This window comes from Streptomyces sp. IBSBF 3136, from assembly GCF_036815105.1.
Taxonomy (GTDB): domain Bacteria; phylum Actinomycetota; class Actinomycetes; order Streptomycetales; family Streptomycetaceae; genus Streptomyces.
This window is the reverse complement of the sequence record NZ_JAJSZC010000024.1, coordinates 1-25059: the sequence shown is the minus strand read 5'-3', so window position 1 is coordinate 25059 and position 25059 is coordinate 1. Positions and strand designations below refer to the sequence as shown.

General features: G+C 73.2%; 16 protein-coding genes. 6 read left to right on the top strand and 10 right to left on the bottom strand.

Annotated elements, in window-relative coordinates:
- Positions 1-36: 36 nt before the first annotated feature.
- From V7E45_RS07985 to V7E45_RS07945, 9 genes are all read right to left on the bottom strand, one after another.
- A complete protein-coding gene (locus tag V7E45_RS07985) occupies positions 37-927 on the bottom strand; it encodes a glycoside hydrolase family 19 protein (RefSeq protein WP_333773383.1) in 891 nt (296 codons plus the stop codon).
- A gap of 1188 nt (positions 928-2115) precedes the next feature.
- Complete coding sequence (locus V7E45_RS07980) at positions 2116-4284, bottom strand: bifunctional serine/threonine-protein kinase/ABC transporter substrate-binding protein (RefSeq protein ID WP_333773382.1); 2169 nt, start codon at positions 4282-4284, stop codon at positions 2116-2118.
- A gap of 10 nt (positions 4285-4294) precedes the next feature.
- Complete coding sequence (locus tag V7E45_RS07975; RefSeq protein ID WP_333773381.1) at positions 4295-6547, bottom strand: bifunctional serine/threonine-protein kinase/ABC transporter substrate-binding protein; 2253 nt, start codon at positions 6545-6547, stop codon at positions 4295-4297.
- Complete coding sequence (locus V7E45_RS07970; RefSeq protein ID WP_333773380.1) at positions 6547-7116, bottom strand: hypothetical protein; 570 nt, start codon at positions 7114-7116, stop codon at positions 6547-6549. Before V7E45_RS07970 ends, V7E45_RS07975 begins: the two co-directional genes overlap by 1 nt.
- A gap of 405 nt (positions 7117-7521) precedes the next feature.
- Positions 7522-10389 (bottom strand): helix-turn-helix transcriptional regulator, encoded by a 2868-nt coding sequence (locus V7E45_RS07965; RefSeq protein ID WP_333773379.1) that lies wholly within the window; start codon positions 10387-10389, stop codon positions 7522-7524.
- 111 nt (positions 10390-10500) lie between these two features.
- Positions 10501-11322: an SCO6745 family protein gene (locus tag V7E45_RS07960; protein ID WP_333773378.1), complete on the bottom strand. Its 822-nt coding sequence runs from the start codon at positions 11320-11322 to the stop codon at positions 10501-10503.
- Between the two features lie 3 nt (positions 11323-11325).
- The gene (locus tag V7E45_RS07955) at positions 11326-12207 is read right to left on the bottom strand and encodes an alpha/beta fold hydrolase (protein ID WP_333773377.1); all 882 of its coding nucleotides are present in this window, start codon (positions 12205-12207) and stop codon (positions 11326-11328) included.
- Between the two features lie 354 nt (positions 12208-12561).
- The gene (locus V7E45_RS07950) at positions 12562-14178 is read right to left on the bottom strand and encodes a sodium/solute symporter (RefSeq protein WP_333773376.1); all 1617 of its coding nucleotides are present in this window, start codon (positions 14176-14178) and stop codon (positions 12562-12564) included.
- Positions 14175-14711 carry a DUF485 domain-containing protein gene (locus V7E45_RS07945; protein WP_333773375.1) on the bottom strand — a complete coding sequence of 179 codons (537 nt, stop codon included), beginning with the start codon at positions 14709-14711 and terminating at the stop codon, positions 14175-14177. Before V7E45_RS07945 ends, V7E45_RS07950 begins: the two co-directional genes overlap by 4 nt.
- A gap of 297 nt (positions 14712-15008) precedes the next feature.
- Here V7E45_RS07945 and V7E45_RS07940 point away from each other — a divergent pair, with 297 nt between their 5' ends.
- The 6 genes from V7E45_RS07940 (at position 15009) to V7E45_RS07915 (ending at position 22290) form a co-directional block, all read left to right on the top strand.
- A complete protein-coding gene (locus V7E45_RS07940) occupies positions 15009-16016 on the top strand; it encodes an NADP-dependent oxidoreductase (RefSeq protein ID WP_333773374.1) in 1008 nt (335 codons plus the stop codon).
- The gene (locus V7E45_RS07935) at positions 16013-16801 is read left to right on the top strand and encodes an SDR family NAD(P)-dependent oxidoreductase (protein WP_333773373.1); all 789 of its coding nucleotides are present in this window, start codon (positions 16013-16015) and stop codon (positions 16799-16801) included. Before V7E45_RS07940 ends, V7E45_RS07935 begins: the two co-directional genes overlap by 4 nt.
- A 105-nt stretch (positions 16802-16906) precedes the next feature.
- The gene (locus V7E45_RS07930) at positions 16907-17479 is read left to right on the top strand and encodes a PadR family transcriptional regulator (RefSeq protein ID WP_333773372.1); all 573 of its coding nucleotides are present in this window, start codon (positions 16907-16909) and stop codon (positions 17477-17479) included.
- 61 nt (positions 17480-17540) lie between these two features.
- Positions 17541-19265: an acyl-CoA dehydrogenase family protein gene (locus V7E45_RS07925; RefSeq protein ID WP_333773371.1), complete on the top strand. Its 1725-nt coding sequence runs from the start codon at positions 17541-17543 to the stop codon at positions 19263-19265.
- A 269-nt stretch (positions 19266-19534) separates the two neighbouring features.
- Positions 19535-20515: a LysR family transcriptional regulator gene (locus V7E45_RS07920; protein ID WP_333773370.1), complete on the top strand. Its 981-nt coding sequence runs from the start codon at positions 19535-19537 to the stop codon at positions 20513-20515.
- A 149-nt stretch (positions 20516-20664) separates the two neighbouring features.
- A complete protein-coding gene (locus V7E45_RS07915) occupies positions 20665-22290 on the top strand; it encodes a M4 family metallopeptidase (RefSeq protein WP_333773369.1) in 1626 nt (541 codons plus the stop codon).
- Between the two features lie 189 nt (positions 22291-22479).
- Here V7E45_RS07915 and V7E45_RS07910 read toward each other — a convergent pair whose 3' ends face one another.
- On the bottom strand, positions 22480-24852 hold the full coding sequence (locus V7E45_RS07910; protein ID WP_333773368.1) for a SpoIIE family protein phosphatase: 2373 nt from the start codon (positions 24850-24852) through the stop codon (positions 22480-22482).
- Positions 24853-25059 lie beyond the last annotated feature (207 nt).

Sequence of the window (25059 nt, the reverse complement as noted above, 5' to 3'; positions counted from 1 at the left end):
CTGCCTCACCTCACCGGGCGACCTCGTGTGAGGCGATCAGCAGTAGAGGTTGCCGCCGGGTGACGTCCCGAGGATCTGCGTGAACCGCTGGTAGGCGTCCACGCGGCTCTGGACCTGCGCCGGGTTCTTGCCGTCGCACTCGAGGGAGCCGTTGATGCTGCGGATCGTCTGGCCGAAGCCGGCGCTGTTCACCATGGCGTTGTGGGGCGTCATCGAGCCGGGCCCGGTCTGGGTGTTCCAGTACCAGAGCGCCGTTTTCCAGGCCACGGCCGCGTCGTTCTGCACCAGCCAGGGGTTGTCGAGGAGGTCGATGCCGAGCGCGTCGCCCGCGGCCTTGTAGTTGAAGTTCCAGCTGAGCTGGATGGGGCCGCGCCCGTAGTAGGCCGCCTGGCCGGCGGGGCAGCCGTAGGGTCGGCTCCAGTCGCAGTAGTGCGGGTAGTTGGCGGTGTTCTGCTCGACCACGTACACCAGACCGCCGGTCTCGTGGTTCACGTTGGCGAGGAAGGCCGCGGCCTCCTGCTTCCTGACCGTGTCGCTGCCGGTGTTCGCGAAAGCGGGGTAGGCGCTGAGGGCGGCGGTGAGGCCGCTGTACGTGTAGAAGGAGTTCCGGTTCGGGAACATCTGGTTGAACTGCGCCTCGCTCACCACGAAGGTGCCGACGGGGGTCCCGGAGCCGCTGTCGCAGGCGTACGGGTCCCAGTACCAGGTGCTGATGATCGGGTCGTAGCCCGGGTTGTCGTGCTCGGCGATGTACGCCTTGCCGTCGGAGTAACGCACGATGTCGCCGGTCCTGTACGACCTTCCGGCGACCCAGCTCGGGTAGCTCGAACACGCGGCGGCGGACGCTTCCGTGGCCGGCAGCAGGACAGGCACGGTGCTTCCCAGCACGAGTGCGGTCAGCACGGCGGAGAGACGGCGCTTCGACACAGGATCAACTCCTAGGCGGAACACGGCCGTACCCGGACAAGGGCAGCGCGATGCCGGGCCTCGTGCGCACGTGCCGAGCGGATCGGCCATGGCGCGGGCGCGGCCGTGGTGGGGGTGTGGAGGCACACTCAACCGCTTTGGTCTGTACCAGTCAAGGGTGTAGACCAGTCACTCGCTCCGCCCGCGGGCACTCCCGGGCCGCCCACCCCGCCCCGGCCCTCAACACCCGGCCCGGCGAAGTTACATACCCCACTTTTCCGCCTGTGGGTGAGCACTCCTTCGACGCGCCCCGTTGGCCTCAGTGACCGGTGGCCCACCCGCTCTCCGGGCTGGGCGCACCCGCGCTCCCGTCGACTCAAGGACCGAGAAGGGTCGCTTCATGGACTACTGCAGCCCGTGCAGCCGCACGCTCAACGGCGCCGTGACGTGCCCGGAGTGTGGGGCGTACGACCCCGGCGCGGCACAGTCGACCGGGGGGAAGGAGGGTGCTCCGACCGTCGAAGCCGCGGTGCCGTGGCTCCACGCGAACGGGGGGCCCAAGTCCTCCGGGCCGTCCCTTCCCGGTCCGCCGACTGCCTCGCAGGATCGGTCGGCGGACCAGAACGGCCGTCCGGCGCGTCTGAAGAAGTACGCCGTCAGGTCTCTTGCCGCGGCCACCTTCACGCTTCTCGGAGGCCTGGCCGCCGCATCGGTCTTCCCCGAGTCGACGGCCCCCCGGGCGGCCTCGGTCCCGGATCAGCCTTCCCCGGAAGAATCCGGGGTCCGGCTTCCCGATGCGCAGGCTTCACCGGAGCGAGCGAGCACCCACCCGGCTGGAAAGGGCGTCCATGACCGGGACCGTGACCGCGACACCACCCGCCGACCTCTGCCCGTGACTCGCGGCCCGTCGCCCGTCTCTCGGCCCTCCGCTCCCACCAGTGCGCCCGCACCGGCGAGGCCGAAGCCGACCCCCCGAGCCACCAGCGACCACCGCCCCAGTTCGCCCCCGCGGACGGCAGCCCCTTCCACTCGGCCCTCCCACAGCCCTTCCGCTACTGCCTCCAGCAGCGTCAGCCCCTCTCCCACCAGTAGTGGCTCACCGAGCGCCGAAGTCCTTCCGCGGTGACGGAGCGGAACGCACACGGACGGTCGACCGAGGACGCCTGACGGGGGCGGGCGGTCCGTCCGGCTCCCCGTCCCGGCACCGGCTCACGCCGTGGCGTCCTCGAACTGGCCGAGGAAGCGGAAGCGGCCACCGGACGCCTGGAAGAGGTACAGCGCCTTCGTGGTGTAGCTCCTGCTCGACGACGTCCAGCTCAGCCGCTTGGTGATCCCCCGGTAGTCCGTCTCGCGCAGCCGCCCCACGAGCGCGCCGCGTTCCGTGCGGGAGGCGCCCAGCGTCGTCATCGCCCGGGCCACGAAGAGTGTCGCGTCGTAGGCCTCCGCGGAGTACCGGGGCGGGGCGGCGCCGAAGCGGTCGCGGTAGGCGGTGACGAAAGGCTTCGCGGCCGTCACCCGGGTCGGATCGACGAAGACGGCGGCGAAGACCCACCCCTCGCCGGCGTCGCCCGCCGAGGTGAGGAAGCGTGGATCGAGGGCGCGTTGGGTGGTCAGCCGCGCACCGGAGTAGCCGGCGGCGCGCAGTGCGCGCGCCAGCTTCGCCGCGCGTGCGGGACCACCGGTGAACACCACCGCGTCCGCGTCCGCGGCGGTCACCGACGCGGCGAGGGCACGGAAGGCGGCGGCCCCGTCGTCCCCGGCGGCGAGGGTGCGCCGGGTCGTGGTGGCCCGTCCCGAGCCGACCGCGTCGGCGACGCCCGCACAGATCTCCCAGCTGAAGTCGCCCTCGGCCGCGTCGTCGATCAGCACCGTCCGGCGGGCCCGGACGGTGCGGACGAGGTAGGCGACCAGCGGTGCGGCCAGTTCGCGGTCCGGGGGCCGGGTGGCCGCGTACGTCCGGTACGTGAGGGCGGAGAGCTCGTCGAGCCCGACCGACACCGAGACCATGGGGAGCAGCGCGTTCAGATACTCCTTGAGGACGGCCCTGGCGCAGGCGTCGGTGGTCGGGCCGATCACGGCGCGGACCCGCTCGTCGGCCGCGAGCTGCCGCGCGACCTGTCGCGCCCGGGCCGTGCTGCCCGCGTCGTCGTGCACCTGGAGGGCGAGGTCGAAGCCGCGGCCGGCCCGGGAGTTGACGTGGTCGACGGCCAGCCGGACACCGTTGCGCTGCGCCAGTCCCGTCGCCCTCTGACCTCCCGTCAGGTCGGCGTGCAGGGCGACGACCAGTCGTGGCAGCCGTGTGCCGCCACCTCGCGGCGCGGCGCGGCCGGGCCGATCCGCCGTCCACCAGGCCGCCGTGGCAGCAGCCGCCACCACCCCGGCGGCCGAGCCCAGGACCAGGGAACGGCGTCGCACCGCGCCCCCCGGCGTCCCCTCGGCGACCGGCACCGTGGCGACGTCCGCCGGAGCGCCGGACACCTCGGTCGCGTCCACCGCGGGCAGCGCGAGCGCGGCGGCCGAACGGCGCGCGATGTGCCCGGTGAGCGACTCCGGCAACCAGCCCCCGGTCTCGTTCCCACGGTCCAGCGCCGCCCGCACCTCGGTCACGGTGGGGCGGGCGCCGGGCTCCTTGCCCAGGCAGTTCCGCAGCAGCGGCAGCAACGGCGCCGGAACGCCGTCCAGTTCCGGTTCGTCGTGGACGGTACGCACCAGCACCTCGGCCGCCGAGCCCCGGCCGAAGGGCCGTTCGCCCGTCACCGCGAACGCCAGCAGGCAACCGAGCGAGAAGACGTCGCTGGCCGGGCCGATCTCCCGGCCGCGTCCCCGGGCCTGTTCGGGGGAGAGGAAGCCGGGGGAGCCGACCACCATCCCGCTGGCGGTCAGCGCGGTGTCCTCGGGCGTCCGGGCGATACCGAAATCGATCATCCGGGGCCCGTCGACCGCGAGCAGCACATTGCCCGGCTTGACGTCCCGGTGCACCAGACCCGCCCCGTGCACGGCCTCCAGCGCCTCCGCGAGGCGGGCCCCCAGGAACCGCACCGAGCCGTGCGGCAGCGGACCGCGCTCCTCGACCGCCTCCGCCAGCGACGGGCCCGGCACGAACGCCGTGGCGAGCCAGGGCGACTCCGCGTCCGGGTCCGCGTCGAGCAGTGGTACGACCCAGGGGCTCGCGACCCGGGACGCCGTCTCCACCTCACGGCGGAAACGGGCCCGAAAGCCCGGATCGTCCGCGTGCGCGGCACGGATGACCTTCAGCGCGGCCAGCGAGCCTCCGCCGGAACGCGCCAGGTACACCACGCCCATCCCGCCCGCGCCCAGTCGGCGCAGCAGCCGGTAGCCCGCGACACCGGCCGGGTCGGCGCCGCGCAGCGGCTCCATCAGTGCCCCATCAGGTGGACACCCGGAACGGCGCCGCGCCCTGGTACCTGAACCGGCCGCCGTCGACCGTCCACAGGTAGACCCCGCGCCCGTCGATGACCAGGGCCCCGGTCTTCTGGTCGAAGGCGAAGTTCTTCGTGATCCCCTTGTAGGAGGTGCCCCGCAGCGCCGTCGTCAGGTCGTGCCGGGTGATGCGCCCGGCGGCCGCCGCGCTCAGGCTCCGCACGGTCAACCGGGCCACGTCGTACGCCTCGACGGCATACCGCTGCGGTTCGGCGCCGAAACGCTTGCGGTACGCCGCCGCGAACGCCTTGGCCTCGGGTGCCACGGAGGCGTCCATGACGGGAGCGACGATCACCCAGCCGTCGGCCGCGTCCCCCGCGGCGGACAGGAAGCGGCTGTCGAGCACCCCCTGGGCGGCGGCCCGTGCGCCCGGGAAGCCACGGTGCCGCAGCTCCCGGGCCAGCAGCGCGGCCCGGTCGTGGTAGCCGGCGAAGACCACGGAGTCCGCGCCGCCCGCGAGGAGGGCGTCGAGGGTCGGTCCGAAGTCCGTCCGCAAAGCGCTGACCACCTTCGGGACGGCCGGCTGCCGGGCGTCCCGCAGAGCCCTGCTGAGCGAACTGCTGATCTCCCAGGCGTACGCGTCCGCCGCCCGGTCGTCGACGATCCCGATCGTGCGCGACTTCGCCGTGCCGCGCAGATAGGCGCTGAGGTAGAACGGCAGGACCGTGTCCGTCACGCGGGCGTGGAGGAAGGACCGGCTGCCCGCGACGGTCAGCACGGTGGCGCCGGGCGACACGGCGATCAGGGGCAGCGACGCGGCGTCGTACGTGGCCAGCGCGGCCAGGGCGGTGTCGTCGGTGGTGGGGCCGATGACGGCCAGCACCGAACGGTCGGCGACGAGTCGCTCGGCCACGGCGGGCGCCCTGGCCGGATCACCGCCGTCGTCCACGGCCCGCACAGCGAGGGTGAAGGGCCTGTCCTCGCGGGAGTTGAACTCGTCGACGGCGAGCCGCAGCCCCCGCTCCTGAGCCCGGCCCGCCGCCCGGTGATCACCGCTCAGATCGGCGTGGAGGCCGATCGTGTGCACGGGCCCGTTCGCCGTCCGGGCGCCGGCCGAGCGGTTCTCCCCGCCGTCACCGGAGAGCGCGGCCCAGGCGGCCACACCGCCGCCGGCCGCCACGGCCAGCGCGCCACCGGTAAGGACGAGCAGCCGGCGCCTGCCGACGGTACGGTCCGACGGCTGTCCGGCGGTGCCGTTGCGCGGAGCGGTGTCGGCGGACCCGGAGTCCACCTCGGTCTCGTCGATGGCGGGCAGCCCGAGCCCGGCCGCCGCCCGTTCGGCGATCAGCCGGATCAGCGGCTCCGGCAACCAGGCCCGGTCGCCGGGTTCCCGCTCCTCGGGCGCCGGCCGGGGGTCCGCCCGCAGCGCCTCCCGCGGGTCGGACGGGGCAGCGGGCGCGGTGGCCGTGAGGATCTGCGCCAACTCCTCGGCGGTGGGCCGCAGTCGCGGATCCTTCTCCAGGCAGGCGTGTACCACCTCGGCGAGCTCCCGCGGCACACCTGCCAGGTCCGGGGCGTCATGCACCGTGCGGTACAGCAGCGCGTCGAGCGATCCGGTGCCGAAGGGAGGGCGGCCTTGGGCCGCGTGGGCCAGCACACAGCCCAGCGAGAAGACGTCGCAGGCCGTACCCGGCTCGTGCCCGCCCCCGGCCTGTTCCGGTGCCAGGAAGCCGGGTGTGCCGACCACGACACCGGTCGACGTGAGCCCGGTGTCCCGCGGGTCGCGCGCCACACCGAAGTCGATCAGGCGTGGTCCGTCGAGCGCCAGCAGCACATTGCCCGGCTTGACGTCCCGGTGCACCAGACCGACGTCGTGCAGGTCCCGCAGCGCCTCGGCGAGCCGCGCCCCCAGCACACGCAGGCTCCGCACGGGCAACGGTCCGTGTGTCGCGACGGCCTCCCCGAGCGAGGGCCCCGGCACGAAGTCCGTGGCCAGCCAGGGCTGCGGCGCCTCCGGGTCGGCGTCGACCAGGGACGCCACCCACGGGCTCGTCATCCGGCGGGCCGTCTCCGCCTCCCGCCGGAACCGCTCCCGGAAGCCGGCGTCCTCGGCGTACTCGGCCTGGATCACCTTCAGCGCGACCAGGGAACCACCGGCCGAGCGGGCCAGGTACACCACACCCATCCCGCCCGCGCCGAGCCGCCCGAGCAGCCGATGGCCCGCCAGCCTGGACGGATCCGAAGTGCGCAGCGGCTCCATCACTTCTCCTTCAGACGCTGCTGAACGCGCCCCAGCATCTGTCCCAGGGCGGTCGCTCCCAGTTGCTGGAGTTCCGGCTGGGTGTGACCCTTCCCGCCCGTCACGGAGACGGCCACGACGACCGTGCCCAGCCGGGCGACCATCCACAGGTACGGCTGGGCGGCGCCGTCCTTCCCGACGTACTGACCTGCTTCCAGTACCGAGTCGTCGGCGTAGTCCTGCTCGCGGGCACCGAAGGGGGTGCCGAGGGAGTTCAGGCCCGTGATCCGCGCGTCGGCCCGTGGCTGCTGCTCCGGGCAGCGCAGGACTTCCTCCAGGGTGGTGCTCAGTTGTTCGTCGGCGCCCAGGATGGAGGAGTGCGCGGTGGCCGCGGCCGTCACCTTGACGGCGCCCTTGCCTCCGCCGGCGGGCAGCCCGCTGTAGCGGGACAGGCCGGCCAGTACGCCTCGGGGGAGCTTCTGCCGCTCCCAGCGGCAGTGGCCGTCCAGCACGGCCCAGGTGCCCGGGGTGCTCTCGGCGGGGTCCTGGGCGACGAAGCGCCGGCCCCAGTCGCCCGGAGCGAACACCACGGCGCCCACCAGGCTCCGCCCGTCCCTCGGCGTCCTGGGGACGAGACCGGCGTCGGGGGTGAAGGCGGGAGTGGCTGAAGCACCGCCCGACGGACGCGTCGCGGCCGCGGAGGTCGCGGTGTGCGGGCGCGACCCCGCCCGATGCGGGGAGCCGCTGTCCGCCCCCCGCGCCGAACATCCGGCCAGCAGACTCCCCGCCACCACGAGCGTCACCCAGCTTCCCCGTATCCCCCGGGTGTTGCTCTCCACGCAGTCCCCTCTGCACCACTCGATCCGTCCGACTGCCGAAGGTAGACGCCCCTGGGACGAGAGACCTCGGTGGAAACACGTAACTCCCTACGTGTTCCGCCTCGTCCCAGGTGTACGGGTGGGAAGTGAGGTGGTGGACCGCTCACCGGGCGTCGTTCAGGATCCGGCTCCCAGCCCGACGCGGGTCATGAGTCCGGCCAGGGCCGCGCGGGAGGGCACCGAAGCCTTCCGGTAGATCGAGGACAGATGGGTTTCCACGGTGCGTCGGCTGAGGTGGAGCCGACCGGCGATGTCCTGGTTGCTCAGCCCTCGCGCCACCAGCTCCGCCACCTCGAGCTCGCGCGCCGTCAGCTCCGCCAGCTGCGCGGGCAGCTTCGGTGTCTCCTCCGTCACCTCGGGGCGGATCAGTTCGGCGAGGTCCACCAGCAGGCGGGCGCCGCCGCCGACGGCGATCCGGTGCGCCCGGCGCCACATCGTGGCGGCCCGCGCTCCCTGCCCGGTGCGCCGCGCCAGGGGCGCCGCCCGCAGCAGGGAGTACGCCTCCCACAGGGACTGGCCGCATCGGGCGTATGCCTGTGCCGCCGCGTCGAGGAGCCGTAGGGCCCGGGCGGGCTCGCCGTGGTGCTCGGCCAGTGTGGCCTGGGCGCGCAGCGCGGCCGCGCGCTGACCGTCGAGGCCGAGCCGGTCCGCCTCGCGGGTCGCCTGGGCGATCCAGCCGCCGGCCGCGTCCGCGTCACCGGCGGCGAGGGCCGCGGCCGCGAGGGTGTCGAGCTGCCCCGGGCGGATCGAGGGTTGCAGCAGCGGCAGTTCCGTTCCGCCGCCCGCCGTCGTGATGGCCTCCCGGGCGCGGTGGGGGTCTCCGCTCGCGTATGCCGCGTGCCCGAGCATGCACCAGGCCAGGGACGACCACCACCCTCCGCTGCGGCCGGCCGCGGCGACGGCCTCCTCGCCGGTGGACAGGGCGTCGGCGTCCCCCAGCGGACGCATGAGCAACAGCACGAGTGTCTTGATGGCCAGGGTGAAGCCCAGGAGCTCGTCGCTGCCCGCGGCCCGCGCGATGGACTCCGCCTCCTCGGCGGCCTCCAGCGCCGACGGCAGCCGGCAGGTGGTCAGTCGGACGAACGCCTGGCTCGTCAACAAGTGCGGCAGGATGTGGAGTTGCCCGGTGCCGCGGGCTATGCGGAGCCCTCGGGTGAGATGCCGCTCGGCGTCGCCGTAGCGCTCCAGCAGGGTCTCCGCCCAGGCCAGCCAGACCAGCGCCTCGCACGGATCCGCGAGACCGGGATCGGTCAGCGCGTCCGCCAGCGAACCGGCGGCATCCGCGAAACGGCCCGCCGCCTCCGTCTCCCCCTCGTACGCCTCGCCGAGGGCCGCCAGCGCCAGCGCCGCCGCCTCGCCCGTCGGATGGTCGTGGGAACGTGCCAGGGCGACGGCCTGGGCGACGTCCTCGCGTGCGTCCGGGTAGGACGCGGTCAGCAGGGCGGACATCCCGAGGGCCAGTCGCAGGGAGACCGCCTGGGCGGGGGACGGCCCCGGCTCGCGGGACAGCTCCCGGCGCAGCAGTGCGGTGGCCTCGGGGGAGTGGCCGAGATGGCGTTCCATCACGGCACACTGGGCGACGGCCCGCGTGCGCAGTTCGGGATGGTCCTTGCCGGCCGTCTCGATCAGGACGTGCAACAGGTCCCGGCTCTCCTGGAGATTCCCGCTGACGCCCAGCGCGCGGGCGCGGGCCAGGACGAGTTCGCCGCGTCGCGCGAAACGGTCGGGGCTGTCCGGCAGGTGCGAGAGCACGACGTCCAGCAGATGGGCGGCCGTGGCCGGGGCGCTCGACGAGAAGCGCGCGGCGGCCTCGACGAGCACTTCGGCGGCCTGGGGGTCCCAGCCGGTCAGCGCCCGTTCGACGTGCCGGGCCCGCTCGGTGACGGGAGCGCCGGCACGGGCCAGTTCGCGCGCGGCACGGCGGTGGACCTCGGCCCGCCACCCCGGCGCGGTTCCCTCGTGGACCAGGGTCCGGAGCAGGGGATGGCGCAGCGCCCAGCGGCCGCCCGGCCCGGCGCGCAGCAGGTCCCGCGCGACCAGGGCACCGGTCTCGTCCTCGACGTCCTCGGGGGGCAGCCCGGTCGCCGCGGTCACCAGGGCGGGCGTCGCGTGGTCGCCGAGCGCCGCCACCGCCTCGACGAGCCGGTGCTGCGGCTCGGTGAGCGTGGTCAACTCGTCGAGCAGCAGCGCGGTGAGCCCTCGGGGCAGGCCGGCCGGCTCCTCGGCGTCGCCGTGTCCGTCGGGCGTGGGGCCGTGCGGTGGGCCCCCTGCGCGGTGGGCGTGCGCCAGGGCGAACAGATACAGGGGATTGCCCTCGCTTGCGGCGTGCAGCCGTCTGGCCCGGTCCCCGGGTATGTCGGGAGCCAGCGCCAGGACGGATTCCTGCTCGGAGAGCGGCTCGAGGGCGAGCTGGAGCACGGCTCCGCGGACCGCGCCGCGCGTCAGCGCCGCGGTCAGCGAGGTCGGCGTCTGCCGGTCCCGGCGGGCCACCACCAGCAGGACGTGTCCGCGCGGGGGGTGCCGGATGAGGTGGTCCACCAGCTCGCGGGAGGCGGGATCCGCCCAGTGCAGGTCGTCCAGGGCCAGTACCAGCCCCTGCTTGCCCAGGTGCGTCAGGGAAGCGGCGATCGCCCGATGCAGCCCGAACCGGGCGGCGGTGCCTTCGGCGGAGCCGTCGCCCGGCCCCTTGCCGATACCGCACAGCAGCGAGTGCGCCTCGGGGAGTGCGGGGTCGGCGGCCAGGGGGCCGGGGTCGGCCAACGCGTCGGTGAACAACCGGTAGGGAACGTGCTGTTCGTACTCCGTGGCCCGGCCGCGCAGTGTGGTCGACCCGGCCGCGCGGGCCCGCGCGCACACTTCGTCGAGCAACCTGCTCTTCCCGATACCGGGTTCACCGACGATGTCGACGACCTTCGGCAGGTCCGACCGGCCCAGGTCCGCCAAGAGGGCGTCCAGCCGGGCGAGTTCCGCCGACCTGCCCACCATTCCCGCCACGCTGACGCCCCCCGCCCCACCGGTGACCTGCTCACCCGCGTCGATCTTCGTTCCCCCCAGCTCACCTTACGGGGCGACACGACGGGCACCGTGAGTCGGCGTTCAGCCGGTCTTGAGCAGGCCGGCCTCGACCACGGCGCGGCCGAAGGGCTTCGCGAGTTCCGCGAGTCGCTCGCAGCCGGTCTCACCCAGGGCGGCGTAGGCGGGAAGGGCCAGGCGGTCGGTGCGGTCCTCGATGTGCCGGCGCAGGACGGCCCCCTGCGGGCTGAGGGAGTCGCCGTCGAGGAGACCTCGCTCGCGCAGGCGCTCCTGGGCGCCGGCCCACTCCTCCTCGGGCCATGCGCGGCTCGCCCTGAGGAAGTCGCCGGGGACCTCGCCGGTGGCGGCGTGCAGGATCAGGGCTTCCACGCCCCCGACGCCCTCGCTGAGCAGGCAGGCGACATGGCCGTCTCCACGGAACTCCCGCAGCAGCGTCTGGGCGTGCCACAGCCGCAGCACCGGCTCCTGCGGCCAGGGCAGCGCGGCGTGCGCGGCGAACAGCGGGCGGCCCTGCGCGTGTTCGCAGGCCGCCTCGGCGGCCGAACGGGTCAGCGTCAGGACCTCGTCCAGGCCGGGCAGCTCGTGGATCCCCGCCCGCCGCAGGGCTTCCTCCGCCGCGGCGTACCGGGCGTCCAGCACCTGCTGCGGCGTGGCCGTGTCCCAGGCCCCCTCGACCGTCCGCCGTACGAGACCGGGGTGGAAGTTGTAGAAGGTGGCGATGATCAGCTCGGCGGACGCCCGGCCGAACGCGGCGCTCCGGGAGGTGAAGTACCCGGCGCGTCCGCTCAGTCCGAGGTCCCGGTACCGTCGCCTCGCCTCAGGGGCGAAATAGATCATGCCGTGTACGGCCTCGAGCCGGCGCCAGGCCGCGTGCGCTGCCTTCACGGGTCACCTCTTCGGGGAGTCGGCGGTCGGGGTGTCGGTCGCGGTTTGGTGCGCGCCGTGCGCTCGCAGGTGGTGGAGCAGCAGGCGGCTCAGCGCTTCGGGCGCCTCCTCGGGGACCCAGTGGCTGACGCCCTGGAGGGTCTCGAACCGGTACGGCCCGTCGACCCACCGCGCCGTCTCCCGTGCCGCCGCCGGGCCGAACGCGCTGTCCTGCGTGCTCCAGACGTACAGGGTGGGCACCTCGACGGCGCCGATCGCGTGGTCGGGGCGGCCCGCCCGGTACCAGTTCAGCGCGGCGGTGAGAGCCCCTGGCCGGGACAGGTGCCGGAGGTAGGCCTCGGCACTGTCCCGCGGGACCTTCCCGGCGTAGAGGGCGCGGAGCTCTTGGGCGTCGTGGGCCAGCATGCGCTCCTCGGTGGCGGGCGTCTCGCGCCAGTCGCGCATGTAGCGCGAGCGCTCGCGCTGATCCTCGTCGCCGCGCAGGGCGGTGGCCAGGGCGCCGGGATGCGGCGTCGAGACCACCGTCAGGGTGCGTACGCGGCCGGGGTGGGCGTATGCGGTCCACCAGGCCACCGCGCCTCCCCAGTCGTGGCCGACCAGGTCGAACGCCGGCCAGCCCAGCTCCTCCGTGATCGCGACCACGTCGTCGACGAGCAGGTTCATGCGGTAGTCCTCGGCCCGCCGCGGGCGGGCGCCGGGGGAGTACCCGCGCTGGTCGGGTGCCACCACGCGGTAGCCGTACGCGGCCAGCGCCGCGATCTGCCGTCGCCACGCCAGCCCCGTCTGAGGGAACCCGTGCAGCAACAGCACCGGGCGGCCCCCGGGGGGACCCGCCACCATCGCGTCGAACACGCCCGCGTCGGTGGAGATGCTCAGTCCGCGCACGCCCTCCGCCTCCTCGTAACGCTCATACCGACTGGTCGGTAGCCTTCAGGTGGAAGGGTCGCCTGTCAAGGCGTGACGCATGCAGGGGCGTAGGTGAGTTCTCGATGGGGTCGTCCAGCCACGGCTGCGCTCGGCGGTCAGCGTGGCCGTGGTCCGGTGCTCCTGTTCCTCCCGGAGCTTTTCCCACAGGGCGAGGTAAAGCCCTCTCGGTGAGGCCGGCGTCGGTGTAACCGCGCTCGGTGAACACGTCCAGCGCGGCGTCCAGCAGCGCCCCGGACCGTCCGGTCCTGGCCACCGGGCGGACCACGGCGGCGACACGCAGGCCGCCCATGTGGTCCGCCCGGGCCGGTGCGGTCATTCGGCCGCGGCGAGCAGCCGTGCCTCGCTCTCCTCGTACAGGCGCCGGCTCTCCAGGCTGTCGGCGGCGCGGCGCCGGTGCTCCACACGGCTGCCCAGCCAGCCCGCCAGGTAGCCGAACGGGATGGAGACCAGTCCGGTGGACTGCATGGGGAACCAGTGGAAGTCCGCGTGCGGGAAGACCGCGGCCGGCGTGCCCGAGACGGCCTTGGAGAAGGCCATCAGCACCAGCGCGCAGGCCGCACCGCCGTACAGGCTCGCGAGCAGGCCCGTGCGCGTGAAGCCCCGCCAGAACAGTGAGTACGTCAGCGCGGGGGCCACGGCCGACGCCCCTACGCAGATCGCGAGCGTGGTCAGTACGCCGACGTCCCAGTCCTGGACCAGGACGGAGAGGGCGATGGCGGCGACACCCACGGCCGCGCTCGTCCAGGCCGCCACGGTCATCTCCGTACGCGGCTCGGCCCGGCCCCGCCGCACGGCGTGGGCGAACAGGTCGTGGGCGAGCGACGAGGCCGCGGCCAGGGTCATTCCGGCGACGGAGGACAGGAGCGTGATGAACACCGTGCCCGCCATGGCCGCGTAGAGAACCGTGGTGCCCACGGTGCCGGCTCCGTCGCCGAGCGCCCGGGACAGCATGAGCACCGACGTCCTTCCGTGCGGGTCGGCCGCGGTGATGAACCGCGAGCCCACCAGCGCCGCCGCGCCCGTACCCATGATGATCACGAGCAGGCAGAACGTGGTGACCGTGCCGACCGCCCAGGACATGGAGCGGCGCACGGCCGGCACGTCCCGCGCGGAGTACAGGCGCATCGTGATGTGGGGCAGGCAGGCGGCGCCGAGGATCACGGTGATCTGGAGACTGGCGAAGTCCAGCCGGTCGACCGCCGAGGTGCCGAGCTGGAGACCCTGCTGGAAGAAGGCGGGGCCCGCTCCGCTGCCGCGCCGGGCGGCCCGCAGCACCGCCTCCGGGCTCCAGTGGAAGCGGTTCAGGACGAGGACGGCGACGGCGGCGCTGGTGCCGAGCAGGAGGACGATCTTGATCATCTGGATGAGCGCGGTGCCCTTGATGCCGCCGAGCGCCGCGTAGATGATCATCAGGCTGCCGACGAGGACGATGCACGCCGTCCGGGCGCCGGCCACGTGCGGGATGCCCAGGATGAAGGTGAGCAGCGACCCGGCTCCGGAGAGCTGGACGACCAGGAAGGGGAGGGTCGCGCAGAGGGTCACCGCGCAGGAGGCGATACGGGTCGCACGCCCCGGAAGGTTGCGCGCCAGAACGTCGCCCATGGTGAAACTGCCGGCGTTGCGCAACGGTTCGGCCAGCAGGAACATCAGCAGCACCAGCGAGAGGGCGGTGCTGACGGCCAGGACGTAACCGTCGTATCCGGCGAGCGCGATGATGCCGGTGGTGCTCAGCACCGTGGCCGCCGAGATGTAGTCGCCCGCGATCGCCAGGCCGTTCTTGAGGGGGGTGAGCGAGAGGTAGCCGGTGTAGAAGTTCGTCAGGTCGTCGCGGTCCGGTCCCGCCATCACGCACATCAGCAGGGTGAGGGTCACCAGCGTGGTGAACAGGACCAGGACGACGGTCTGCGTCCCTGTGCCGAAGTCGTTCATCTCGCCACCCCGGCTTCCCGTTCCGGCCGCCTGACCGACCGCTCCCGCACGGCCCGCGCCAGCGGGTCCACGGAGCGTCGGGCACTGCGTCCGTACCAGAGGACCGCCGCGAAGGTGACGACGAGCTGGAGGACCCCCACGGCCATGCCCAGGCTCAGGTCACCGGCGATCTCGGCCCCCATCAGGTCGGGCGCGCAGCAGGACAGCACGACGTACACCACGAAGGAGCCGAGCGCGGTGAGGGTGGAGACGCGGCGCAGCACGCGGTAGGCCGAGCGCAGGGCGTCGAGGTCGCCGCCGTACCGGTCGGGTTCGGGCGCGGGCGGCCGGTGCCGGGGCGGCTGCCCGTACGGGTCGGGCCAGGGGTCGTCGTAGGGGTACGGGTGACCCTGCGCAGCGCCGTGTCCGTACGGCGTGTGCCGTTCGGGTGACGCGCGCCAGGGGGTGTGGTCGGATGATACGGCCGGCGGTCGCGGCCATCCCGGCTGTGCCGGTGGCGGGTACGGGTACGGGCTGTCGTCGGGACGTGTCATCGCATGGCCTTCCGGTGCGGCGGGGGTGCGTGGGAGGTCGGCGGTGAAGCTCGGTGCGCCGGCGCACGATACCGACTGGTTGGAATGCCTGGTAAGGCCGCCGAGTGTCACGTTTCGAGGTCGAAGTGATGAGCGTTCGGCGGTCACTGTCGGACGGTGATCGTTCGACGGGTGGCGACCCCGGCCACGGGACCGTAGCCTCTGAGTCGCGGGGGTGATGTGTGGGGAATATCACGTCCGCAGGCGTACCTACTGGTCGGTATGGTCTCGGGGGAACCCCAACGACAGGAGGCGCAAGTGTCCGCGACCAACCGGCAGATCCGCCTGGCAGCCCGGCCCGTGGGGGACGTGAAGCCCGAGGACTGGGAGCACCGGAGCGTCCCCGTCGAGGAACCCGGCCCCGGCCGGTTCGCGGGCCGCACGCTCGCCGTCTCCCTGGACCCGGCCATGCGCGGCTGGCTCGACGACCGCCCCTCCTACCTGCCGCCGGTGGGCATCGGCGAGGTGATGCGCGCGGGATCGGTCGTCGAGGTCACCGCCTCCGAGCACCCCGACTTCCAGCCGGGCGATCACGTGGTCGGTACGTTCGGCGTGCAGGAGTACGTGGTCTCCGACGGCCGGGGCGCGATGAAGGTCGACACCTCCCTCGCCCCGCCCTCGACGTATCTCGGAGCGCTCGGCATGCCCGGCATGACCGCCTACTTCGGCCTGCTGGACGTCGGGGCGCTGAAGGACGGCGAGACCGTCGTGGTGTCCGGGGCCGCCGGCGCGGTCGGCTCCATCGCGGGCCAGATCGCGAAGGCCAAGGGATGCCGGGTCGTCGGTATCGCCGGAGGGCCGGAGAAGTGCGCGCTGCTCACCGGCGAACTCGGATTCGACGCGGCGATCGACTACCGGGCCGACGACGTCAGGAAGGCGCTGCGCGAGCACGCCCCCGACGGCATCGACGTCTACTTCGACAACGTCGGCGGGGACATCCTCGACGCCGCGCTGACCCGCCTGGCGATGCACGCGCGGGTCGTGATCTGCGGCGCGATCAGCCAGTACAACAACGCGACGCCCGTCCAGGGCCCCTCCAACTACCTCTCGCTGCTGGTGCGGCGCGCCCGGATGGAGGGCTTCGTCGTCTTCGACTACGCCGAGCGCTACGCGGAGGCGGCCCGGGAGATCTCCGCCTGGATCAGGGCCGGCCGCATCAAGGTCAAGGAGCACGTGGTGCGGGGCACCGTGGACGACTTCCCCGAGACCTTCCAGATGCTCTTCCGCGGTGAGAACGTCGGCAAGCTCGTGCTGGAGCTGGCGTGACCGCCGCCCCGCTGCGGGAACAGGACGGCGACGGCGTGCTCCGGGGGAAGGTGGCGATCGTCACCGGCGCCGCCGGCGGGCTGGGCCGGGCCACGGCGCTGGGACTGGCGAGGGCCGGCGCGCGCGTGGTCGTCGCGGACCTCGACGCGCGGGGCGGCCGGGAAGTGGCCGACCTGGTCGGCGGCCGGTTCCGCGCCTGCGACGTCTCCGACCTAGACGCCAACCGCGCACTCGTGGAGTTCGCCCAGGAGACGTACGGCGGTGTCGACATCGCGCTGCTCAACGCGGGCGTGGCGACCGGATGCGGCGTCGGCGAGGACTTCGACCCCGCGCGCTACCGCCGGGCGATGGGGGCCAACCTCGACGGCGTGGTCTTCGGCACCCACGCGGTGCTGCCCGCACTGCGGGCCCGCGGCGGCGGATCGATCGTGGCGACCGCGTCCCTGGCGGGCCTGGCGGCCGTACCGCTCGATCCCCTCTACGCGGCCAACAAGCACGCGGTCGTGGGACTCGCCCGCTCCCTGGGGCCGGCTCTCGCGCCGGAGAACGTGCGCTTCAACGCGGTCTGCCCCGGGTTCGCCGAATCGCGGATCATCGACCCGCTGCGCGGCATGCTCTCCGACCAGGGCATGCCGGTCATCCCGGCCGAGACCGTGGCCGACACGGTGCTGCGGATCCTCACCGGCGACGGCACGGGGGAGTGCTGGTTCATCCAGGCCGGCCGTGAGCCCGAACCGTTCCGCTTCCGCAACGTCCCCGGCCCGGGCGCAGCCCTCGCGGTCTGAGAGGTTCCGGGGAGGCGGGGTCTGACGACGATCGGAGGGTGAGCCGCGTCGCATCGGGGCTGCGGGGGCTTGCTGTGCAACGAGTTGCATAGAAGGATCACCGCCGTGGCGCTCGAACACGCGATCTTGGTGTCGCTTCTGGAGAAGCCGGGATCCGGCTATGAGCTGGCCCGGCGCTTCGAGCGGTCCATCGGCTACTTCTGGACCGCGACGCACCAGCAGATCTACCGCGTGCTCAAGCGCATGGAGGACGACGGCTGGGTCGACGCCCGGGTCGTCCCGCAGCAGGGCCGGCCGGACAAGAAGGAGTACAGCGTCGCCGACCTCGGCCGGGCCGCGCTGTCCTCCTGGCTGCACGATCCGATCGAGCCGGAGAGCGTCCGCCACGACCTGGCCGTGAAGATCCGGGGCGCCGCCTTCGACGACCCGGCCGCGTTGATCCGCGAGGTGGAGCGGCACCGGCAGGCGCACCATGACCGCCTGGCGCGCTACCTCGCGGGAGAGGCACGGGACTTCGCGGCGCCCGGGGCGAGCGCGGCCGGCCCGCAGGGGCCGCCCGACGCGGAGCGGGAGCTCCAGCACGTCGTCCTGCGCGGCGGCATCGCGTACGAGCGCATGATGATCGACTGGCTGGACGACGTGCTCGCCACGCTGGCCGGGTTCGGTCCGGACCGCTGATCGCCGACCTTCGCCGGGTCCTCCCGACTCCCACCCTCCACCAGCCGAAAGGCGTCTCAGCATGGCTGACCAGCTGCTGTTCAACCCGCGCACGTACGACCCCGCGCACTTCGACCACGAGACGCGCCGTCTGCTGCGCGCCACCGTCGACTGGTTCGAGGAACGCGGCAAGGGGCGGCTGCTCGAGGACTACCGCAACCGCGCCTGGCTCGGTGACTTCCTCGCCTTCGCGGCGAAGGAGAACCTGTTCGCCACCTTCCTGACGCCGTCGTCCGCCGCGGGCGAGGCGGAACCGGACAAGCGGTGGGACACGGCCCGGATCGCCGCGCTCAACGAGATCCTCGGCTTCTACGGCCTGGACTACTGGTACGCCTGGCAGGTGACGATCCTGGGCCTCGGACCCGTCTGGCAGAGCGACAACGCGGCCGCCCGCTCCCGTGCCGCCGAACTCCTCTCCCAGGGGGAGGTGTTCGCGTTCGGCCTGTCCGAGAAGGCGCACGGCGCCGACATCTACTCGACCGACATGCTGCTCGAACCGGACGGCGACGGCGGCTTCCGGGCCACCGGCTCCAAGTACTACATCGGCAACGGCAACGCCGCCGGCCTCGTGTCGGTCTTCGGCCGCCGTGCCGACGTCGAGGGGCCCGACGGCTACGTGTTCTTCGCCGCCGACAGCCGTCACCCGGCCTACCGCCTGGTCAAGAACGTCGTCGACTCCTCCAAGTTCGTCAGCGAGTTCCGGCTGGAGGACTACCCCGTGGCGGCCGAGGACGTCCTGCACACCGGGCGCGCCGCCTTCGACGCCGCCCTCAACACCGTCAACGTCGGCAAGTTCAATTTGTGCACCGCGTCGATCGGTATCTGCGAGCACGCGATGTACGAAGCGGTCACCCACGCCCACAACCGTGTCCTCTACGGCCGGCCCGTCACCGGATTCCCGCACGTGCGCCGCGAGTTGACCGACGCCTACGTCAGGCTCGTCGGCATGAAGCAGTTCAGCGACCGCGCTGTCGACTACTTCCGCTCCGCCGGCCCGGACGACCGCCGCTACCTCCTCTTCAACCCGATGACGAAGATGAAGGTGACCACGGAGGGCGAGAAGGTCATCGACCTCATGTGGGACGTCATCGCGGCCAAGGGCTTCGAGAAGGACAACTACTTCGGCCAGGCGGCCGTGGAGATCCGCGGTCTGCCGAAGCTGGAGGGCACCGTCCACGTCAACCTGGCGCTGATCCTCAAGTTCCTGCGCAGCCACCTCCTCGACCCGGCCGACCACCCCGCCGTGCCGACCCGCCTCGACGCGGCCGACGACGACTTCCTGTTCCGGCAGGGACCGGCCCGCGGCCTCGGCTCGGTGCGCTTCCACGACTGGCGGCCCGCCTTCGACACGTACGCCCATCTGCCCAACGTGGCCCGCTTCCGCGAACAGGCCGACGCGCTCTGCGCGTTCGTCGCCTCGGCCGCCCCCGACGCGGAGCAGAGCCGCGACCTCGACCTCGTCCTCGCGGTCGGCCAGCTCTTCGCCCTCGTCGTGCACGGGCAGCTCGTCCTGGAGCAGGCCGCGCTGACCGGACTCGACGAGGACGTGCTCGACGAGCTCTTCGCCGTCCTCATACGCGACTTCTCGGCCCACGCCGTCGAACTGCACGGCAAGGACTCGGCGACCGAGCAGCAGCAGACCTGGGCCCTCGGCGCGGTCCGGCGGCCGGTCGTCGACGAGGCACGCACCGAGCGGGTCTGGCAGCGGGTCGAGGCGCTGTCCGGCGCCTACGAGATGGCCCCGTAAGCGGCGGAACTCCGCCCCGTCGGTGGCCTGGCCGCGCGGCCCGGCCACCGGTCCGTCGAGGGTGTCCGTGCCGTTCTCACCCGAGGCGCGGCGCCGTTCGGCCCAGCCCGCCGGGGCATACGGCTCCACGTTCGCACGGAGGTTTTACCGTCCCGTGCTTGTCGCCCCCGCTGGTCCGTCGGATTCTTGGTCACCATGCCCTCGGGCAGCTGGTTCTGCTGGTCACGGGGGGTGCGACGGGGTCCCTCCGCGCTGAGCGGGGGAGTGTCATGCACCTGGAGTTCCGGCACCTCCGTGTCCTGCTCACCGTCGCCGAGGCCGGCAGCATCCGCAAGGCCGCCGCACGGCTGCAGCTGTCCCAGCCGGCCACGAGCGCCCAGCTGAAACGGATCGAACACGAGCTGGGCGGGCCGCTGTTCGTCCGTGGGGCGGACGGGGTGACGCCGAACGAGAACGGGGAGTACGTCCTGCGCTGTGCCCGTGACCTGGTCGGCGGCTTCGACCGGCTCCGCGAGTACGCGCGGGCGGCGGCCGAGGCGGACCGGCAGGCCGCCGCGCCGCTGAGAGCCGGCGGAACCGCGGGCCCGCTGGTCTCCCTGCTGGTCTCCGCCCTCTTCGAACTCGTCCCGGAACGCCGGCTCACCATAGACGCCCGCCGTTCCGTACACGCCCTGGTGAAGTCGCTGAGCCTGTCGAAGTGCGACATCGCGGTGTACGGCGAGTTCCCCGGCTTCCCCCTTCCGGTGGGCGAGTCGGTGGCGACCCGCACGCTGCTGCGCGAGCCGGTCTTCGTCCTGCTCGCCGAGGACCACCCGCTGGCGCGCCAGGACGCGGTGGGTCTTCACGAACTGGCCGACGAGGAGTGGGTCATGCCGGAGGCCGACGAGAGCGGTGTGCACGCGTACCTCCGGCTCACCTGCCGGGCGGCGGGATTCACGCCGCGCATCGCCCATGTGACGCCGGACCTGTCCGTGGCCCAGCTCCTGGTCGCCGGCCGGCGCGCGGTCTGCGGGGTGTGGCCGACCGCCGACGTCTCCGCCCAAGGAACGGTGCAACGGCCCCTCACCGGGGTCCCGTTGCACCGACGGCTGCTGCTGGCCCGGAACACCCGGACGGTGCCCGCCGAGCTCGCCGACGCGGCCGGCGAGCGGCTGCTCGCCGCCTATCTCGCGCTGGTGCGGCAGCGGCCGCCGTACCTGGCCTGGTGGCAGGACGGGGGCGAGGAGTTCGCCCGCGGCGCGGACCTGTGACCGGCCCGGGGGGCACACGCCCAGGACCCCTATAACCCCGCGGTTATATCCCAGCTGGAGTCACGTCAGGAACATGTCACTGGGTGAACACTTCGCGTCAACGTCCCAGGACGTCGTCACCCCACGACGAGCGAAGGAATCACCCCCTCATGTCCCGTCCCCTGCTTGCCCTTTCCGCGATGGTCGCCGCCGGCGTCATCACCACGGGTGCCATGGCCGCGCCCGCGCACTCGCAGACCGACACCGTGCGGCGCGAAGCCCCGGCCCGTGACACGGCCCACGACACGGCCCGCGCCGCGGCGATATCCCACGCCAGGGCGAACGTGGCCCGGCATGCCGGCACCTTCGGCTTCGGCGCCGGCCAACGGCTGCACGTCAAGGACGTCGTCATCGACCCGGACGGCACCCAGCACGTCCGCTTCGAGCGGACCTACCACGGACTCCCCGTCGTCGGCGGCGACTTCGTCGTCCACCAGAAGGCCGACGGCTCGCTCAGAGGCTCCACCCGCGCCAAGGCCCACGCGGTGCAGCTCGCGTCCGTCACCCCCGCCGTCGGCGCCAAGAGCACCGCGGCCGGCGCGCTGAAGCGCTCGCACGGACTGGTGCGAGAGGCCAGGTCCACGCCGGAGCTGATCGTGTGGGCCGCCGACGGCACCCCGCGCCTGGCCTGGCGCACCACCGTGCAGGGCGTGGGCGACAAGGGCCAGCCGCACGGCGAGGTCTTCGTCACCGACGCCACCACCGGCAAGGCGATCGAGAACTACGACGCCGAGCGCGAGGCGACCGGCACCGGCCACTCCGAGTACACCGGTGACGTCCCCATCGACACCACCCAGCAGGCCGACGGCTCCTTCGCCCTGATCGACCCGGTACGCGGCCACGTGACCAAGGACGCCCACAACCTCTCGTCCTCGTCCGTGAAGAGCTCCTCCGGCACCCTGTTCACCGACGCCGACAACGTCTGGGGCGACGGCAGGAAGTTTTCCACCGACCGCGCCACCGCCGCCGTCGACGCGCACGTCAACACCGCGGAGACGTTCGACTACTACAAGAAGACCTTCGGCCGCAACGGCATCAAGAACGACGGCCGCGGCGCCACCGTCTTCGTCCACGTCGGCACGCACTGGGACAACGCCCAGTGGTCCGACTCCTGCTTCTGCATGATGACCGGCGACGGCGACGGCTCCACCGACCCCGAGCAGGTCGACCTGGACACCATGGGCCACGAGATGACCCACGGCGTCACCTCGGCCACCGCCAACCTGCGCTACAGCGGTGAGTCCGGCGGCCTGAACGAGGCCACCAGCGACATCCTCGGCACCATGGTCGAGTGGTACGCCGACAACCCGGTGGACACGCCCGACTACCTCTTCAGCGACCAGTCCACCCCGCCGTGGCTGCGCCGCTTCGACAAGCCGTCCCTGGACGGCCGCTCGGCCGACTGCTGGTCCAAGTCGGTCGGCCGGCTGGACGTGCACTACTCCTCGGGCGTCGCCAACCACTGGTTCTACCTCGCCAGCGAGGGCAGCGGCGCCAAGACCGTCAACGGCGTCTCCTACAACAGCCCCACCTGCAACGGCTCCACCGTCACGGGCATCGGCAACCAGAAGGCCTCCGCCATCTGGTACCGGGCGCTGACCGTCTACATGACCTCCACCACCGACTACAAGGCGGCCCGCACCGCGACCCTGAACGCGGCGAAGGACCTGTACGGCGCCTCGAGCCCCGAGTACGCCACCACGGCCGCCGCCTGGAGCGCGGTCAGCGTCTCCTGACCCGTCACCGCGGTCCCCGACCGCGCACGGGCCTCCCGGCCCCGTGAGAGCCACCCGGGCGACGACGAGGAGTCCACCGTCGTCGCCCGGGTCCAGGCGCGGGGGTGACTGTCGGGTTCGTCCCGACCTTGTCCAGTAATCGGCTCGCGCTTGCGGCGGGCCGCTTCCCCGGGCCGCCGTCCACCGGCCTCAGGGGACGGCCAGCTCGGCCCAGATCGTCTTCCCGGACGCGGTGTACCGCGTGCCCCAGCGCTGGGACACCTGGGCCACGAGGAACAGACCGCGGCCCCCCTCGTCGTCCCGGCGCGCCCGCCGCAGGTGGGGCGCCGTGTGCGCGTTGTCCGACACCTCGCACAGCAGGCAGCGGTCCCTGATCAGCCGCAGCGTGACGGGCCCGGTGGCGTACCGGATGCCGTTGGTGACCAGTTCGCTCACCACGAGTTCGGCGGTGAACGCCAGCTCGGACAGCCCCCAGTTCGCCAGCTGCCGCTCGGTGAGCGTGCGGGCCCGCGCCACCATGGCCGGGTCCGGCGGCAGCTCCAGGTCCGCCACCCGGCCGGAGTCGAGCCGCCGGGTGCGCACCAGCAGCAGCGTGGCGTCGTCCGCCTGCGGCCCCGGCGGCAGCGACGACAGTGCCCGGTCGCACAGCTCCTCCACCGGGCACCGCTGCCAGGACAGGACCTGGGCCAGGCGGTCGATCCCGCTGTCGATGTCGGTGCGCCGGTCCTCCACCACCCCGTCCGTGAAGAGGGCCACCAGACTGCCGCTGGACAGGCTCAGCTCGACGTTCTCGTACGGCAGGCCGCCCAGCCCCAGTGGCGGCCCCGGCGCCAGCGCGGACAGCGCCACCGCGCCGTTGGTGTCGGCCACGACGGGCGGGGGATGGCCCGCGCTCGCCCAGACGCACCGGCCGCTGACCGGGTCGTAGATCGCGTAGAGGCAGGTCACCCCGAGCGCCTCGTCGCTCAGCCCGTCGTGCGGCTCGGTCTCGGAGTCCTGCGCGACCAGGTCGTCGAGGCGGGTGAGCAGCTCGGCCGGATCCAGGTCCAGCAGCGCCAGGGTCCGCACGGTGGCGCGCAACCGCCCCATGGTGGCGGCCGCGTGGACACCGTGGCCCACCACGTCACCGACGGTCAGGCCCACTCGGGCCCCGGACAGCGGGATCACGTCGAACCAGTCGCCCCCCACGCCCACCCGGCTGTCGGCGGGCAGGTAGCGGTACGCCACGTCGACCGCGCTCTGCTGGGGCAGATGCTGCGGCAGCAGGCTGCGCTGGAGCACCAGGGCCGCCGCGTGCTGGCTGGTGTAACGGCGGGCGTTGTCGATGCCCACGGCGGCCCGCTCCGCCAGTTCCACGGCGAGCGTCTGCTCCTCGGCGCCGAACGGGTCCGGGTTGCTGCTGCGCCGGAACGTGGCGAGCCCCAGGACCGCGTCACGGGCGAGCAGCGGCACGAACAGGCAGTGGCCACAGGCGGCCGGCCCCGTCCCGTCCGATACCCGGGGCGGCGGGGCGTCCAGGACCGGGCGGCTGGAGGCCAGACTCCGTGCCTGCGGTGACGACGGCGGGTAGGAGACCGGGCTGGTCCGGAACTCCTCCGGGGTGCGGCCGTGCATCCGCAGCAGACTGTGGCCCGGCGCGGAGCCCGTCGGCGGCTGCCGCCCCTCGATGACCGCGGGCGGCAGGTCCACCAGTACCTCGTCGGCCAGTTGCGGCACCGCGACGTCGGACAGCTCCGCCGCCGTGCGCCGCACGTCCAGCGAGGCACCGATCCGCTTGCCCGCCCGCACCAGCAGCGACAGGCGTTCCTGGGCGCGGTAGCGCTCCGTGATGTCAAGGGACTCCTCGAAAAGGCCCAGTGGTTCGCCCCGGGCGTCCAGCAGCCGGTGGTAGGAGCAGGACCAGACGTGCTCGCGCACCGGGTCGGCGGGGGCCCGCCCGCGGTAGTGCATGCCCGTGATCGGCTCGCCCGTCGCCATCACGTGCTCGATGATCTGGTCCTCGTCCGGGGGATGGTGGCGGGAGATGAACTCCCCCTCGGGGAAGAGGTCACCGGCCGGGCGGCCCACGTACTGGGCGATCCCCCCGAGCTCCAGATCGGTGGAGACGTTCCCCCACACGACGCGCGCCTCCGTGTCGAAGATCGTCAGACCGACGGAGGACTCGGTCGCCAGCCCCTGCAGCATCGCCAGCTGCGCCTCCCAGCCGCGCTGCGCCTCCAGTTCGGCCGCGACCACGACCGTCGCCGCCGCGCCCCGGTGCGCGAGCGGGCTGAACGTCACGGCCGCGCGCAGGGTGCGCCCGTCCCGGCGGCACAGGTCGAGGACGGTGCCGCGGGGCCCGCGCGCCCTGCACAGGCCGGACAGCCGCTGCTCGGGGGACGCCGCCAGCAGGTGCTCGGCCGGCCGGCCGAGCACGTCGTCGGGGGAGTGCCCGAGCAGGCGCTGGGCGGAGGAGCTCCATCCGGATATCAGGCCGTCCGCGTCGAGTACCGCGGCGGCAGCCTTGGAGAGGTCCAGAGGACTGTGGAAATCGACGTCGGCCGCATTCGGAAAACGATCCATGACACCGCTTCCCTTCGTGCCCCCTCAGCATCCCGTGCCGCACGACGGACGACAACCGCACACGCGACCGCCCCCGTCGGCACCGGTGCGACCCGGGCGCCGCCGCGCCCCGGAGGCGTGCGCGGCGGCGGCTGCGGGACCACCATGGAGGGACGGCCGGGGTAGCACGGCGGGGCGGCAGGGACCGGGGGCGACGGCCCGGCCCCG

Excerpts from the sequence above, each read along its gene's own strand:
- V7E45_RS07980 (WP_333773382.1), bottom strand. The coding sequence starts at position 4,284 with ATGGAGCCGCTGCGCGGCGCCGACCCGGCCGGTGTCGCGGGCTACCGG.
- V7E45_RS07975 (WP_333773381.1), bottom strand. The coding sequence starts at position 6,547 with ATGGAGCCGCTGCGCACTTCGGATCCGTCCAGGCTGGCGGGCCATCGG.
- V7E45_RS07965 (WP_333773379.1), bottom strand. The coding sequence starts at position 10,389 with ATGGTGGGCAGGTCGGCGGAACTCGCCCGGCTGGACGCCCTCTTGGCG.
- V7E45_RS07950 (WP_333773376.1), bottom strand. The coding sequence starts at position 14,178 with ATGAACGACTTCGGCACAGGGACGCAGACCGTCGTCCTGGTCCTGTTC.
- V7E45_RS07945 (WP_333773375.1), bottom strand. The coding sequence starts at position 14,711 with ATGACACGTCCCGACGACAGCCCGTACCCGTACCCGCCACCGGCACAG.
- V7E45_RS07925 (WP_333773371.1), top strand. The coding sequence starts at position 17,541 with ATGGCTGACCAGCTGCTGTTCAACCCGCGCACGTACGACCCCGCGCAC.
- V7E45_RS07920 (WP_333773370.1), top strand. The coding sequence starts at position 19,535 with ATGCACCTGGAGTTCCGGCACCTCCGTGTCCTGCTCACCGTCGCCGAG.
- V7E45_RS07915 (WP_333773369.1), top strand. The coding sequence starts at position 20,665 with ATGTCCCGTCCCCTGCTTGCCCTTTCCGCGATGGTCGCCGCCGGCGTC.
- V7E45_RS07910 (WP_333773368.1), bottom strand. The coding sequence starts at position 24,852 with ATGGATCGTTTTCCGAATGCGGCCGACGTCGATTTCCACAGTCCTCTG.